The 13094-nt window shown below is 73.6% G+C and carries 19 protein-coding genes and 1 tRNA gene; 10 read left to right on the top strand and 10 right to left on the bottom strand.

Annotation, left to right across the window (positions count from 1 at the left end; all coding sequences use genetic code 11):
- Window positions 1-29 precede the first annotated feature (29 nt).
- The 4 genes from C8D89_RS31295 (at window position 30) to C8D89_RS03165 (ending at window position 1673) form a co-directional block, all read left to right on the top strand.
- Window positions 30-164 (top strand): hypothetical protein, encoded by a 135-nt coding sequence (locus C8D89_RS31295; RefSeq protein WP_279323350.1) that lies wholly within the window; start codon window positions 30-32, stop codon window positions 162-164.
- A 63-nt stretch (window positions 165-227) separates the two neighbouring features.
- Window positions 228-626: an ArsR/SmtB family transcription factor gene (locus tag C8D89_RS03175; protein WP_165825521.1), complete on the top strand. Its 399-nt coding sequence runs from the start codon at window positions 228-230 to the stop codon at window positions 624-626.
- Window positions 571-1047 carry an SRPBCC family protein gene (locus C8D89_RS03170; protein ID WP_116706558.1) on the top strand — a complete coding sequence of 159 codons (477 nt, stop codon included), beginning with the start codon at window positions 571-573 and terminating at the stop codon, window positions 1045-1047. Before C8D89_RS03175 ends, C8D89_RS03170 begins: the two co-directional genes overlap by 56 nt.
- Window positions 1044-1673 carry a maleylpyruvate isomerase family mycothiol-dependent enzyme gene (locus C8D89_RS03165; RefSeq protein ID WP_116706557.1) on the top strand — a complete coding sequence of 210 codons (630 nt, stop codon included), beginning with the start codon at window positions 1044-1046 and terminating at the stop codon, window positions 1671-1673. The genes C8D89_RS03170 and C8D89_RS03165 overlap by 4 nt, the downstream gene beginning before the upstream one ends.
- Window positions 1674-1677: 4 nt before the next feature.
- Here C8D89_RS03165 and C8D89_RS03160 read toward each other — a convergent pair whose 3' ends face one another.
- A complete protein-coding gene (locus tag C8D89_RS03160) occupies window positions 1678-2937 on the bottom strand; it encodes an APC family permease (protein WP_116706556.1) in 1260 nt (419 codons plus the stop codon).
- A gap of 69 nt (window positions 2938-3006) precedes the next feature.
- Here C8D89_RS03160 and C8D89_RS03155 point away from each other — a divergent pair, with 69 nt between their 5' ends.
- Both C8D89_RS03155 and C8D89_RS03150 read left to right on the top strand, forming a co-directional pair.
- Entirely contained in the window at window positions 3007-3789 is a 783-nt protein-coding gene (locus C8D89_RS03155) for an arsenate reductase/protein-tyrosine-phosphatase family protein (RefSeq protein ID WP_116706555.1), read from the top strand.
- Complete coding sequence (locus tag C8D89_RS03150) at window positions 3786-4235, top strand: VOC family protein (RefSeq protein ID WP_116706554.1); 450 nt, start codon at window positions 3786-3788, stop codon at window positions 4233-4235. Before C8D89_RS03155 ends, C8D89_RS03150 begins: the two co-directional genes overlap by 4 nt.
- Window positions 4236-4301: 66 nt before the next feature.
- Here the strand turns inward: C8D89_RS03150 and C8D89_RS03145 are convergent, their stop codons facing one another.
- A complete protein-coding gene (locus tag C8D89_RS03145; protein ID WP_116706553.1) occupies window positions 4302-4523 on the bottom strand; it encodes a hypothetical protein in 222 nt (73 codons plus the stop codon).
- A gap of 301 nt (window positions 4524-4824) precedes the next feature.
- Between C8D89_RS03145 and C8D89_RS29000 the strand changes: the two genes are divergently transcribed.
- Window positions 4825-4989 (top strand): hypothetical protein, encoded by a 165-nt coding sequence (locus tag C8D89_RS29000; protein WP_165825520.1) that lies wholly within the window; start codon window positions 4825-4827, stop codon window positions 4987-4989.
- A 173-nt stretch (window positions 4990-5162) separates the two neighbouring features.
- Here the strand turns inward: C8D89_RS29000 and C8D89_RS03140 are convergent, their stop codons facing one another.
- Complete coding sequence (locus C8D89_RS03140) at window positions 5163-5906, bottom strand: PIG-L deacetylase family protein (RefSeq protein WP_116706552.1); 744 nt, start codon at window positions 5904-5906, stop codon at window positions 5163-5165.
- Between the two features lie 165 nt (window positions 5907-6071).
- Between C8D89_RS03140 and C8D89_RS03135 the strand changes: the two genes are divergently transcribed.
- The gene (locus C8D89_RS03135; protein WP_116706551.1) at window positions 6072-6536 is read left to right on the top strand and encodes an ArsI/CadI family heavy metal resistance metalloenzyme; all 465 of its coding nucleotides are present in this window, start codon (window positions 6072-6074) and stop codon (window positions 6534-6536) included.
- Between the two features lie 46 nt (window positions 6537-6582).
- Here the strand turns inward: C8D89_RS03135 and C8D89_RS03130 are convergent, their stop codons facing one another.
- From C8D89_RS03130 to C8D89_RS28685, 4 genes are all read right to left on the bottom strand, one after another.
- A complete protein-coding gene (locus C8D89_RS03130; RefSeq protein WP_207787001.1) occupies window positions 6583-7191 on the bottom strand; it encodes a sigma-70 family RNA polymerase sigma factor in 609 nt (202 codons plus the stop codon).
- Window positions 7192-7373: 182 nt separating this feature from the next.
- Window positions 7374-7553 (bottom strand): RGCVC family protein, encoded by a 180-nt coding sequence (locus tag C8D89_RS03125; RefSeq protein ID WP_116706549.1) that lies wholly within the window; start codon window positions 7551-7553, stop codon window positions 7374-7376.
- Between the two features lie 43 nt (window positions 7554-7596).
- Window positions 7597-8061: a DUF5994 family protein gene (locus tag C8D89_RS03120; protein WP_116706548.1), complete on the bottom strand. Its 465-nt coding sequence runs from the start codon at window positions 8059-8061 to the stop codon at window positions 7597-7599.
- Window positions 8062-8274: 213 nt separating this feature from the next.
- Window positions 8275-8604 (bottom strand): hypothetical protein, encoded by a 330-nt coding sequence (locus C8D89_RS28685; RefSeq protein ID WP_133251799.1) that lies wholly within the window; start codon window positions 8602-8604, stop codon window positions 8275-8277.
- A gap of 92 nt (window positions 8605-8696) precedes the next feature.
- Between C8D89_RS28685 and C8D89_RS03115 the strand changes: the two genes are divergently transcribed.
- The gene (locus tag C8D89_RS03115) at window positions 8697-9185 is read left to right on the top strand and encodes a hypothetical protein (RefSeq protein ID WP_116706547.1); all 489 of its coding nucleotides are present in this window, start codon (window positions 8697-8699) and stop codon (window positions 9183-9185) included.
- Between the two features lie 591 nt (window positions 9186-9776).
- On the opposite strand, the gene C8D89_RS03110 is transcribed toward C8D89_RS03115, so the two are convergent.
- Window positions 9777-9851, bottom strand: a tRNA-Arg gene (locus C8D89_RS03110).
- 51 nt (window positions 9852-9902) lie between these two features.
- Between C8D89_RS03110 and C8D89_RS03105 the strand changes: the two genes are divergently transcribed.
- The gene (locus tag C8D89_RS03105; protein ID WP_116706546.1) at window positions 9903-10901 is read left to right on the top strand and encodes an NAD(P)-binding domain-containing protein; all 999 of its coding nucleotides are present in this window, start codon (window positions 9903-9905) and stop codon (window positions 10899-10901) included.
- A 432-nt stretch (window positions 10902-11333) separates the two neighbouring features.
- On the opposite strand, the gene C8D89_RS03100 is transcribed toward C8D89_RS03105, so the two are convergent.
- On the bottom strand, window positions 11334-12065 hold the full coding sequence (locus C8D89_RS03100; protein ID WP_243417771.1) for a DUF305 domain-containing protein: 732 nt from the start codon (window positions 12063-12065) through the stop codon (window positions 11334-11336).
- 47 nt (window positions 12066-12112) lie between these two features.
- Entirely contained in the window at window positions 12113-13054 is a 942-nt protein-coding gene (locus C8D89_RS03095; RefSeq protein ID WP_116706903.1) for a DUF3105 domain-containing protein, read from the bottom strand.
- Window positions 13055-13094: the final 40 nt, after the last annotated feature.

Below are 13094 nucleotides of genomic sequence, written 5' to 3'. Positions count from 1 at the left end.
GCGGGCTGCCCCGTGAGGGCTGGCAGGACATGCTCGAGCAGACCGGTTTCGTCGACGTCGAGATCGGACCGGAGTGGGACACCTTCGGCGGGGCCGAGGGGGAGGCCAACGCCCGCACGTTCGACGTCCGCGGCTACGCGTTCGTCGCGCGGCTGCCCGGCTGACGCCGCTCGTGCGCTGATTCAGGGGCTACCGCGGACTGCTCGGTCGCTCTAGGCTTACCGTTCGTGTCAGCTTACCGAGACGCCGGGCTGGGGTTGCTGGGCGACCCCATGCGCCGTGCGATCTTCGAGACGCTGGCGCGCCGGCCCAGCTCGGTCGGCGAGCTCGCCGAGCAGCTCCCGATCAGCCGGCCGGCGGTCTCCCAGCACCTCAAGGCGCTCAAGGACGGCGGTCTCGTCGTCTCGCACGCCGAGGGCACGCGCCGCATCTACCGCCTCGACCCTCACGGCGTCGCCGCGCTGCGGTCGTGGCTGGACGGTGTCTGGGAGCACGCCCTGGCGGACTTCCACAAGTTCGCCGAGCAAGCCGTCGCCGACGAGCACACCCACCAGTCCGCAGGGGGCAGCCATGACCACACCGATCCCGGCGATCGAGGGCAAGACCACCGTCAACATCGGGCGTGACCGCGCGTTCGAGCTGTTCACAGGCCACTTCGGTGCCTGGTGGCCGCGCCAGTACCACATCGGGGCGGCCGAGGTCGCCGACGTCGTCCTCGAACCCCACCATGGCGGGCGGTGGTTCGAGCGCGGGGTCGACGGCAGCGAGTGCGACTGGGGCCGGGTGCTCGCCTGGGAGCCCCCGGAGCGGGTGGTGTTCACCTGGCAGATCGGCGGCGACTGGCGGTTCGACCCCGACCCGGCCCACGCCAGCGAGATCGAGGTCCGCTTCCACGCCGACGGACCCGAGCAGACCACCGTCGAGGTCGAGCAGCGCCACTTCGAGCGCCTGGTCGGCGGCGAGGGTGTCCACGGTGCCATCGAGCACGGCGGCGGCGGGTGGGTCGCGCTGCTCACCGCCTACGCGCAGATGGTGGAACGGTCTTGACCAGGCCGGACACGCTCCGGCTCGCGCAGGACGAGCGTGCCGACCTGGCCGACTTCCTCGCCGGACTCGCCCCCGAGCACTGGGACTCGCCGACCCTGTGCGACCGGTGGAGCGTGCGTGACGTCGTCGCCCACGTCATCAGCTACGACGACCTCGGCCCGGCCGCCTTCGTCGGACGCTTCGCCCGTGGCCGGTTCCGTCCCGACCGGGTCAACCAGGTCGGCGTCGACTCGTACGCCTCCCTCGCCCCGCACGAGCTGCTCACCGAGCTCAAGACCCGTCTCCGACCTGCCGGCCTGACCGCGCGGTTCGGCGGACGCATCGGACTGGTCGACGGGCTCATCCACCACCAGGACATCCGCCGCGCGCTCGGCGCACCGCGCGAGGTGCCCGCCGAGCGGCTCTCCGCGGCGCTGTCCTTCGCCCGGGTCGCCCCGCCCATCCGCGCGTGGTCGCGGGCTCGGGGTCTGCGCCTGGTCGCCACCGACATCGGCTGGACGTCCGGCAGCGGCCCGGTCGTCGAGGGTCCGGCCGAGCCGTTGCTGATGGCCATGGCCGGCCGCGCCGACGCCGTCGACGAGCTCTCCGGGCCGGGGCAGTCCCTCCTCGCCACGCGGCTGTTGTAGGTCGTCACGTCCCCGGGCCGGCGAGCCGCGCGAGGCGGTAGGCGATGCCCACGGCGAACACGGCGAGCCCGGCCAGCACGGCCTGCCACGGCAGGGTCGCCACGAGGAGCAGGCAGCCGGCGGCGCCGAGGACCTGCAGCCATCGGGGGAAGCGTCGCTGGTCGGGCGGCTGGGTGAAGGCCGAGAGGTTGGCCACGAGGTAGTACAGCAGGACGCCGAACGAGGAGAACCCGATCGCGCCGCGCAGGTCGGTGGTCAGCACGAGCAGGCAGACGACGACGGCGACGGTGATCTCGGCGCGGTGCGGGACCTGGTGGCGGGGGTGCACGGCGGCCACCCAGCGGGGGAGGTCGGCCTGGCGCGCCATGGCCAGCGTCGTCCGGCCGACCCCGGCGATCAACGCCAGGAGGGCCCCGAGGGTGGCGGCCGCCCCGCCGACCGCCACCACGGGGAGGGCCCACCCCCAGCTCCCGACGGCGACGGCGTCGGCCAGCGGTGCCCGCGACACGGCGAGCCGCTCCGGCCCGAGGGCGAGCAGGACGGTCACCGCGACCAGCGCGTACACCGCGACCGCGACGGCGAGGGCGATGACGATGGAGCGCGGGATCGTGCGCTCCGGGTCGCGGACCTCCTCGCCCAGCGTGGCGATCCGCGCGTAGCCCGCGAAGGCGAAGAACAGCAGGCCCGCGGACTGCAGGACCCCGTAGGGCCCCGCCGCACCGGGGGACCACAGCGGCGCCGCGTCGTCGGGACCGGCCTGGCCGCCGAGGAGCGCCGCGGCGACGACCACGGCCAGCGCGAGCAGCACGACGACGACGATCACGCGCGTGAGGCGGGCAGTGCGCGTGATGCCGCGGTAGTTCACGGCGGCCAGCACGAGCACGGCCGCCACCGCGGTGGGGCGCTGCCACGCCGGCGGCACCGTGTAGGCGGCGAAGGTCAGGGCCATCGCCGCGCAGCTGGCCGTCTTGCCGATCACGAATCCCCAACCGGCGAGGAAGCCCCACCAGTCGCCGAGGCGCTCGCGACCGTAGACGTAGGTCCCGCCCGACGTGGGGTACTGCGCGGCGAGCTGCGCCGAGGAGGTGGCGTTGCAGTACGCCACGACGGCGGCGATCGCCAGCCCGATGAGCAGCCCGCCCCCGGCGGCCGCCGCGGCCGGCGCGAACGCCGAGAACACCCCCGCGCCGATCATCGAGCCGAGACCGATGACCACCGCGTCGGCGACGCCGAGCCGGCGAACGAGTCCCGCGTGGTCGGTCATCCGGCTCCTGTCGTCGAGATGCATCAAAGGAGCTTGATGCATTCGTGCCGCGCGCGCATACTCCCGGCCATGTCGTCCACGGGTCAAGCCGAGCTGCCGGCGTTCGTGCGGCTCGCCGCACATCCGCTGCGGTGGCGGCTGATGACCGAGCTCGCGGTGAGCGACCACCGGGTCCGCGAGCTGGTCGCGCGGGTCGGGGAACCCCAGAACCTGGTCTCGTACCACCTGCGGCTGCTGCGGGACGGCGGCCTGGTCACCAGCTCCCGCAGCAGTTTCGACGGGCGCGACAGCTACTACCACCTCGACCTGGATCGCTGCGGCGAGGGCCTGCGCGACACCGGCGCCGCACTCCACCCCGCCCTGCGGCCGGCGCAGCCCCCCGAGCCGGCGGCCGGGCCGAGCGCCCGACGCCTCGAGGTGCTGTTCGTGTGCACGGGCAACAGCGCCCGCTCACCGATCGCCGAGGCGCTGCTGCGCCGCCACTCCGCCGGTCGCGTGTCGGCCACCAGCGCGGGCACCCGACCCAGGGACGAGCTGCATCCCGAGGCCGTCCGCGCCCTGCGGGAGGGATTCGGCATCGACGTGTCCGGCCGGCGGCCACGACACCTGGACGCCCTCGCCGACCGGAAGTTCGACGTCGTGGTCACCCTGTGCGACAAGGCGCGCGAGGTGTGTCCGGAGTTCCCCGGCCAGTGGCAGAAGATCCACTGGAGCGTCCGCGACCCCGCCGCGCCCGACCCCACCGGGCCCGGCGACGGAGCGTTCCGCCGCACCGCCGCGGACATCGACACCCGTGTCAGGCACCTGCTCCCCGTCCTCGCCACGACAGGAAGACCGGAGGATCCACCATGACCGAGCACCACCAGCACGCCAGCGTGCGGTACCTCGTCCGGGACGTCGACGCGGCGATCGCGTTCTACACGACCCATCTCGGGTTCACGCTCCACACGACGGCCGCGCCGGCGTTCGCCGACGTCCTGCGCGGGCCGCTGCGGCTCCTGCTGTCCGGCCCGGCCAGCTCCGGCGCGCGGGCCACCCCCGGCGGCGCCGCGGCCCCGGGCCACAACCGCATCCACCTCGTCGTCGACGACCTCGACGACGAGATCGCCCGCCTCCGGCGCGCCGGGCTGACCTTCCGCAGCGACCTCGTCACCGGTCCCGGTGGGCGCCAGGTGCTGATCGCCGACCCGGACGGGAACCTGATCGAGCTGTTCCAACCGGCCGAGGGGGCCGGTGCGGCGGGGCGGAGCGCGGCGGGAGGGCTGCCCGCCCCGGCGGGTCGTCGAGAAACGGTGTGACCGCCACGCGCCCACGGGTCCGCCACGTCGGGCGCTCACCGGGGTCGTCGCACCCCGCAGCGGCTCTCAGTGGTACCGACCGGAGCGGTTGCTCAACGCCTGCTCGCTCAGGTCGCGCACGCCGACCACCTCCGAGTGCCGGATCAAGGTGCCGTCGGGGGTCGTCGTGCAGCCCTTCGGTTCGCCCTGTTCGAAGATCTCGGCGAATCGGTGCAGCAGTCGTTCTGCATCCTCGTCGTCGACACCTTGCAGGACGATCTCGTGTCCCCCTCGCAGGAGGATCGTCATTCGCCTGCTCATCCTCGGTCACCCTCTTTCGGTCGCCCACCGTTGCGCTGGCTCGAACCCCGATCCCCGCCGGTGTGCAGTCCTGCCGGTGGGACCCGGAGGGACGGACGGCGGGAGATCGGAGAACCGGAAGGGTCGGTTTTCTCCACCCTCGAGAGTAGGTTGCTCGGTGAGCCGGCTCCGGAGCCGAGCTCCGGCCTGAGACGAACAGATGGGTGCGCACAACTCAGACGGGACCCGTGCCGGTCGTCACCACTCGGCGCGGATACCGCCGGGTTCGGTCCGCGAGGAGCGCTCTCTGATGTCCGACAAGTCACCGCGCCAGAGTCCGAGCAAGAAGTCCGACAAGTCCATCAAGGAGAAGCGCGCGGCCAAGAAGGCGAAGAAGGCGAGCGGTCTCGACACCGGGACCGTGTTCCCGACGGTTGGTCGCCGTGGCAGGACGACGAAGCACGGTGAGCCGTGACGGCGCGCCTCTGCGAGCGCGCCGGCGCCGACCATCGGTGGGCCGCCGAGATCGACGGCCATGTCGTCGGGGAGGGGCCTCTGCCGGTCCCACCTCGAGCCACCCGTCTCCGCCGGCGCCGCGATCAGCCGGCCTGACGCCACCCGGGGTCGGTAGGGCGGCCCGAGCAGTCGTCACACGCCCTGAAGGCGTATCTGTCCGAACGCGACGGCGTGCGGAACACCGAGGGCCGCCCCGGCCGTTGCCGTCGTGGCGCGCACGAACGTCTCGGGGTCGAAGTCGCGGCCGAGTCCGCGCAGGTACGCCTCGTGTGCGCGGAGCGACGCCACTCCGGGCTCCAGGGTGTCGGTGACGTCGGCGGCATGGGTGGGGTCGGATGCGCCCACCACGTAGACGTGCCGCACCCCGGTCCACGGCGCGTAGCCCTCATCGAGCAACTCCGGGAAGACCCATCGGTTGCCGGCGTCACGGGCGGCATCGAGCACCGCGACGCCGACGGCCCGGTGGTCAGCCTGGTTCAGGATTCGCTGTCCGTCCGCCAGGCCGTAGGTCATCTCGAAGGTCGCGGTCACCAGCACCTCCGGACGGAAGCGGCGGATGTGGCGCGCGATGTGGCGGCGCAGGTCCAGGCCGGTCTCGACGACACCGTCACGGCGTCCGAGAAAGGTCACATCGTCGACCCCGACGAGCGCGGCGCTCGCGATCTGCTCCTTCTGCCGCACCGGCCCCGCCTCGGCCGGGTCGAGGCCGTCGATCCCGGCCTCGCCGTCGGTGACGATGACGTAGGCGACCGACCGGCCGGCCCGGGTCCAGCGCGCGACCGCGCTGGCTGCGCCGTACTCCAGGTCGTCGGGATGGGCGACGACGGCCATCGCCCGACTCCACTCCTCCGGCATGACCTGCAGCTGTCCGTTCATGGGGCACCTCCGAGACGTCCTGTGACGCCGGTACTGACGACGACCCCCGGCGAAGGACGCAGCTGCGTCCCTCGCCCCGTCTCGACGTCAGTAGCAGCGACACCACGGCGTGCGGGACCCGACGGGGGCGACCCGGCCGGGTGCCGCAGATCAGGGAGGCACGCCATGCCCACCACCCGCGTCCAGCTCGCGCTCAACGTCACCGACCTCGCGGCCGCAACCGCCTTCTACACCAGGCTGTTCGGCGTGCCGCCGCACAAGCAGCGCGAGGGCTACGCGAACTTCGCCGTCGAGGACCCGCCGCTCAAGCTCGTGCTGATCGAGAAGCCGGGGGAGGGGGAGCGCCTCAACCACCTGGGGGTCGAGGCTGAGACCCCCGAGGAGGTCACGGCGGCGCTGACCCGGTTCCGCGACGCCGGTCTGGACGCGACGCCGGCCGAGCAGGACGTCTGTTGTCACGCGGTGCAGGACAAGGTCTTCGTCACCGCTCCGGACGTGCCCACCGGCTGGTGGGAGTACTACGCCGTCACCGATGATTCGCCGGCCGATCCCGACGGGCAGACGACATCGGCGTGCGCGACCGCGTGCGAGAGCGGGGCCGCCGATGCCGGCGGCACGTGTTGTCGCTGACCGTGCCGGGCCGGGATCCCGCCGTCAGCGGGCCCCGGCCCGGGGCTCAGCCACACCGACAGCCGGCCGGTCGGGAGTAGTCCATCGGCGTGCCCCGGGCATCGAGGGTCAGCTCGCAGCACCGGCCGAGCAACTCCGCCAGCCGACGCCGGCCACGTTGAACCCTCGACTTCATCCCCGAGACCGACATTCCCTCGCGCCCGGCAGCGTCGGCCTGGGTCAGCCCCTCCAGATCGGTCAGCTCCAACGCTCGACGCTGATCCGGCGGCAACTCATCGAGCAGCGGCCGCAGGCACACCGCCAGCTCCCGGAGCACCGTCGGGTCGCCACCATCCCCCACCTCGCCGACGAGCTCGACGGCGTCGTCGGGGAGGGCCCGCTCCCGGGCGTACTCGCGCTCCGCCCGTCGATACTCGTCGACGATCGCGTTGCGGGTGATGCGATAGACCCACCGCGTCAGGTGCTCGTGATCACCGACGCGGCCGAGGCCGCGGTGGATGCTCAGCACGATCTCACCGAGGACATCCTCCGCCCGCTGCGGGTCGGCGACCCTCCGATGCACGAACGCGCGCAGCTGCGCCCCGAACTCCCGCCAGACGTCCTCGGTCGTCCGGCTGCCCGGGCCGACCACGGATTCGTGGGTTGATGTCGTCACGCCGACCCCTCCGTACACGGGTTCGGGATGGAGATGGACAGTCCCACAGACGACGGAGCCGTCGGAAGGACGCAGTACCCGCCGCCCTCGTGAGAGGACCGTGACTCCGCGTTGCCCGGTCGGGCGGCTCGCACGCTCGTCGGAGCACCAGACCGCGTGGCGGCAGTGAGCGACGCGGGCCCTCAGGTCCCTCGGAGGGTGAGCGCCGGGCAGATGCAGCCTCGTGACCAGCGCACGTCCCGGGTGGCGGTGCAGAAGCGTCGCCCGAGCGCGTCGTGGGCCGACCAGGCATGCGGGCAGACGGTGCACGACGTCTTCGCGTCGTGCTCGGTGGTGACGGTCGGGGCTTCGGTCGCGCTCATGATGTCCTTCGTCGTGCGGGCGGGTGCGTCGGGTCGCGAGGGGTCAGGAGGGTGGGCTCGCTCCGGGCCCGTCGCCCAGCAGGTCGGTGGGGGAGCGCACGTCGCCCGCGGTCGCCGCCGCGTCCAGGGCCGCCTCCGCCGCGGGGCCGTCGGTCGGCGGCGGGACGACGAGCAGGACGAGTCGGGCCCCGGAGCGTCCCACGACGGTCAGCGTGCGCGGGTCGGTCGTGCGGAATCCCTCCAGCCGCGGGCCCGTCGGCAGCCGCCGCGGCGCCGGTTCCCACGCGCCGAGGTGGAAGCTGATGCGCGTCACCGGCCCCACGCGGTCGCCCAGCTCGGCGATCATCGGGGGCAGCTCGGCCGTCAGGTCACGCGAGCGCGGCCACCAACCGCCGTCGACGTATCCCGACACAGGAGCCGCCGCCTTCAGCCGCAGCCGGACGGAGTGCGAGCCGTCCACGGGCGGGACGGTGGTGGTGGAGGGCGAGGTGGTCGGGGCCGGGCTCATGCCGGCACTCCCGTCTCCGGCCCGTGGACCGGACGAGGCGTACGCCGACGACGACGCCTGCTCGAGTGCCGGCGTGCAAGGGGGTCCTCGGTGTGCTCCACCGTACTCGGTCGCGCGCGGCGCGAGGCCCCGTCGGCGGGGCGGGCCCGGCCGCCGCGACGTCGCACACGTTCCGGGCCTCGCGTCAGCGCCCGGAGGCGCGGGACGTCACGCTCAGCCTGAATGTCTGCCGGGGCCGTTCTCCTCGTTCAGCACGGCGGCGATCGTCTCGTAGGTCCCACCGGAGGTGCTGATCCGGTCGATGAGGTGGCCGGCGTCCACCTCACCCTCCGCGACCATCCGGTCGTCCTCGGAGAGGGTGATGCGGGTGCGCGTGCCGAGCGGCTGCACGCGGGCACAGCGCCCCCAGTCGTCGAAGACCGACCCGCCCCCGTCCTCGGAGAACCGGGGTGCGGGGCCGTGGCCACCTCGTGCGTGAGCAGACCGGATCGCGCTCTGCAGCGCGCCGGGCGCCGCTTCCCCGTGGACGTCATCACCGCGCATGGCCCCACGGTAGGCGCGGATCCCATGACTGCTGTCGCGATTCGGCGTCGAGACACGAGCGGGCCTCGAGGTCCGTCCCGATCCATCCCGACGTGGCCGGCGACGACCTCGACCCCGAGGAGCCCGAGTTCCAGCATCGGCAGCGTGGCCCGCACGCGCTGCGCGTCGAGCCAGCGGATCGGGGAGGTGCCGGAAATGGCGGCGAAGGTGCGGGTCGACCTGCCGGCCTCGCGTGCCAGTCGCTCGACGGTGACTCCGCGAGGTGGGCGATCGCGTGCGCCATCGCCCGGGCGACCGCGCCGCTCCGGCGATCGAGCGCCGCGAGCGAGATCGTCGAGGCCGTAGCCGGCCTGCAAGGTCATGCCGCCCAGGCCGTGCACGACACCATCGGGCGCGCACAGGATCAGTTCGTAGGCGCTGACGCCGCCGTCATCGCTCCGCCACAGCCCGAAGACGTCGCTGACGGTGCCGGTCTCGACCGTACCCATGCCCTGGTGGAGCAGCACCGCGATCCGGTGCCGGCGAGCGGCACCCGTGTCGCCGTGGCGGACGATGTCGTGGAGGGTCCGGCAGGCCGGTGAGGCGGTCGACCTGCCCACACCGGCCGACGTCGGCGTACTCGGCGGGCAGGCCCTCCCGAGTCCCCCACTCGAAGCCGCCGATCATCTCCTTGACCGGGATACCGAGGCGGGCGAGGCGGAACGCGGCCCGCGTGGCGCCGTGGCACCCCGTGCCCCAGCAGTAGGCGACCGCCGTCTTGCCGGCCGGCGCGACCTCCTGGCTCCGTCCCGGGACCTCGGCGTGGGGCAGTGCGCGGCACCGGCGATGTGGACCTGGTCCCACGCCTCGCGCGAGTGCACGTCGATGACGACGATGTCGCCGGTCCGGGCGGTGAGGTCGCCGTGGACGTCGCTGGCGTCGGTCTCGACCGCCAGCCCGCCGGGCGAAGTGGTCGCCGGCGACACCCAGGGAGGCGGGCGCGACGGCGAGGACCGCACCTGTGGGAGCGGTGGAGGTGCAGGTGACGTTCATGCGTCCCTGTGGTCGGTCCCGGGGCAGCCCGACAGCGGCCGCCGTGACGACCAGCGATCGGATCTGGCCCATGGACGAACCGGGCGGCGGTGGCGTGCGACGCGTCGAGGCGCGCCACGTGAACACACATGATCAGCGCGTGGTGCCCCCGGCAGGATTCGAACCTGCGCTCCCGCCTCCGGAGGGCGGTGCTCTATCCCCTGAGCTACGGGGGCGGACCGCGCACGAGCCTAGCGCACGGCGCTCCGAGCCCCGACGCTCGGGCCATGGCACACGCAGAGATCCACCAGGACCGCAGCATCGAGACCGCGGACCTCGCCGTGCTCGCCGACCGCACGATCGCCGTGCTCGGTGCAGGGAACCAGGGCGCGGCGCAGGCGGCGAACCTGCGCGACTCGGGACTCACGCCCCTGGTCGGCAACCGCGACGACGCGTACGCGACGGCCGCCCGCGAGCGGGGCTTCGACGTGCATCCGATCGCCGAGGCCGCGGCCGAGGCAGACGTCGCGCTGCTGCTGGTACCCGACGAGGTCCAGCCCGAGCTCGTCCGCGACGAGGTGGCGCCGGGCCTGCGCGCGGGCGACACCCTGGTCGTCGCGAGCGGGTACAACTGGCACTTCGGCCTGCTCGAGGTTCCCGACGGCGTCGACGTCGTGATGGTCGCGCCGCGCATGATCGGCGCCGCGGTGCGCGACCGCTACGTCGACCGCTCCGGCTTCCCCTGCTTCGTCTCCGTCGAGCGCGACGCCACCGGCCGCGCGTGGGAGACGACGCTCGCGCTCGCGCGGGCGATCGGCGGGACGCTCGGCGGCGCGATCGTCTCCAGCGCCCGCGAGGAGGCCGCGCTCGACCTGTTCAGCGAGCAGGCCGTGTGGCCCGCGATCCTCGACGTCGTGCGCACCGCGCACCGCGTGGCCGTCAGTGCCGGATTCACGGAGGAGGCGGTGCTCAACGAGCTGTACCTGTCCGCCGAGCCGGCCGAGGTGTTCGCGCGCGTCGCCCGCGACGGGCTGTTCGGGCAGCTGGGGCTGCACTCGCGGACCTCGCAGTACGGGCAGCTGCGGTCGCTCGCAGCGCTCGAGGACGACGGCGAGCTCGCGACGCGCTTCGCGCGCGTGATGCACGAGGACATCCTGTCCGGGGCCTTCGCGCGGGAGTGGAGCCGTCCGGAGGCCGGTGAGCGGCTCGACGCCATGCGCCGTCAGGCCGACGCGACGCCCCTGGCCGTGGCGGAGGCCGAGGTGCGCGCGCGGCTGGGGGAGTAGCTCGGCGCCTCGGCGACCCGCGCAGGGGTCCTGCGTCACCGACGTCGCGAAGATCTCGACGAGTGGAGCCAACGTTCTCCTGAGCGCAACGAACGCTCCAGGACTGGAGATCTTCGGGTGGGTCTCGTGGTCAGGGAGCTCGCAACGGTCGCCACGGAGATCGACATCGGACCGGACGCACTCCCTGAGCGTCGCTCACCGGGGCAGGGACCGGGCGCCACCGGGGTGCTCGCGACGCGGCCCGCGATCGGAACGCCTGCCTCGCTCCGGACACGCCCGGCGGACACACGCGCTCGCGAGGATGTGGCGATCCTGGCGTTGGACGCCAGCAAAGCCGCATTGCTCGCACACCCCCTGTGCCGACCAGCCGCACGCACCCGCTGCTGACCAGGCGCACGCCCGTGGGGCGGTGGGGTCGAGCGCGGAGCCCGCTCAGTTCATCGGCATGCTGTGGCCGGCGTGGACGTCGGGCGCCGGGAGGGCGGCGGCGCCGCGCTCGGCGAGCATCTGGGTCATCGTCGCCGCCTCGGCCGACTGCGACGCCACCATGCTCGCGGCGAGGGCGCGCACGGCGGGCACCGACGCCTCGGCCTCGGCGGCCTGCATCATCGGCAGGCCGCCCTGGTGGTGGCGCAGCATGAGCTGCAGGAAGGTGACGTCGAGCTCGCGGCCGGTGGCGGCGCGCAGGCGGGCGAGGTCCTCGGGCGACGCCATTCCAGGCATCGACGCCGTCGGCATACCCATCCATCCCATGTACTGCCCGGACGGCGGCCGCAGCGGCTCGCCCCACAGCGTGAGCCAGCCCTCCATTCGCCCGACCTGCGAGGTCTGGGTCGACTCGATGTCGAAGGCGATCTGGCGGACCTCCGGGTCCGCGGTGTTGCTCCGCGCCCACACGGCCATCTCCACCGCCTGGCTGTGGTGGACGACCATGTCCTGGAGGAACCCGACGTCGATCGAGTCCTCGGCCGGTCCGTACGTCTCCGCCGTCGAGCGGCCGAGCGCGATGCCGCCGATCACCCCGACCAGCACGAGCAGCAGCGCGAGCCCGCCGGCGAGGAAGGCCTTCGCCCAGGTGGGGCTCGCCGACCACCAGCCCCCGGAGCCCCCGGAGCCCCCGGAGCCGCCGCCCTCGTCGTCGACCGGCGGGGGCGGGTCGGTCACGTCGACCTCGGGGCTCCCGGACGACTCCGATGTCGAGCTCGGCGCGCTCATCCGCCGGCCCCCGCGGCCGCGCCGCGGCCGTCCATCGTCACCGCGTCCGGCGGCAGCGGCGAGGCGTCGAACGGCGGCGGGTTGTCGGGGTCGAAGTAGCCCGGGCCGAGCGCGTCACAGCTCGCCCCGACCTCGGGGTACTGGTACTGGTTCTGCCGCAGCGAGGAGATGAACTGGTCGATGCGCGGGTCGTTCGGGTCGGAGAGCTTGAGCTCGTGGCCCCACGACATCAGCGCGATCGGCTGGTCGAGCCCCGGGTACGGCGACATCATCGTGTAGTCCTGGCCCTGGACCCTGGCGGCCAGGGTCTGCACCGCCGGACCGGTGATGCGCGCGGGGTCGTAGGCGATCCACACCGCGCCGTGCTCGAGGGAGTGGACCATGTTCTCGGTGCGCACCGGGGTGGGGTACACGACACCGTTGCAGGCCGCCCAGTACGCGTCGTGCGGGCCGCCGAACGGGGGCGAGCGGTCGTAGGCCACCCGCTGCTCGGCGGTGACGTGCTGCTGGCCCGCGTACTGCCCGGTGACGATGCCCGGGATCGCGAGCGACGGGTCGCGGTTGTCGTCGCTGGGGCGCCAGGCGCTGACCTCCCCCTCGCGCATCAGCGCGAACCCGATGACCCCGACGGCGAGCACCACGATCACCGTGACCGCGCCGATGAGCAGCCACGGCACCTGGCGCCGGGTCGCGGTGCTGGGCCGCTTGCCGCGGGTGACGGGGTTGGGCCCGCGCTTGGCGTCGGGCCGCTGGCCGGTGCGCTGGCCTGCGCCCTTGCCGGACGGGGAGCCGCCGCCCCGCTGCCCGTTGCGCGCACCGCCGCCGTCACGTCCCGGCCGCGTCGACCCCGAGGTCGACCCCGAGGACGACCTCGACGCGGAGCCCGGGCGCGACCCGGAACGCGACCCCGACGGACGCCCGGACCCACCACTCGCCATGGCCCCGAGCATACGGAGCAGCCGGTGATCCCTCGGTCAT

Origin of the sequence: Actinomycetospora cinnamomea (genome assembly GCF_003096675.1) — a bacterium.
Classification (GTDB): Bacteria; Actinomycetota; Actinomycetes; order Mycobacteriales; family Pseudonocardiaceae; genus Actinomycetospora; species Actinomycetospora cinnamomea.
Note: the sequence above shows the minus strand (reverse complement) of the source record. Positions and strands in the feature narration are given on the sequence as shown.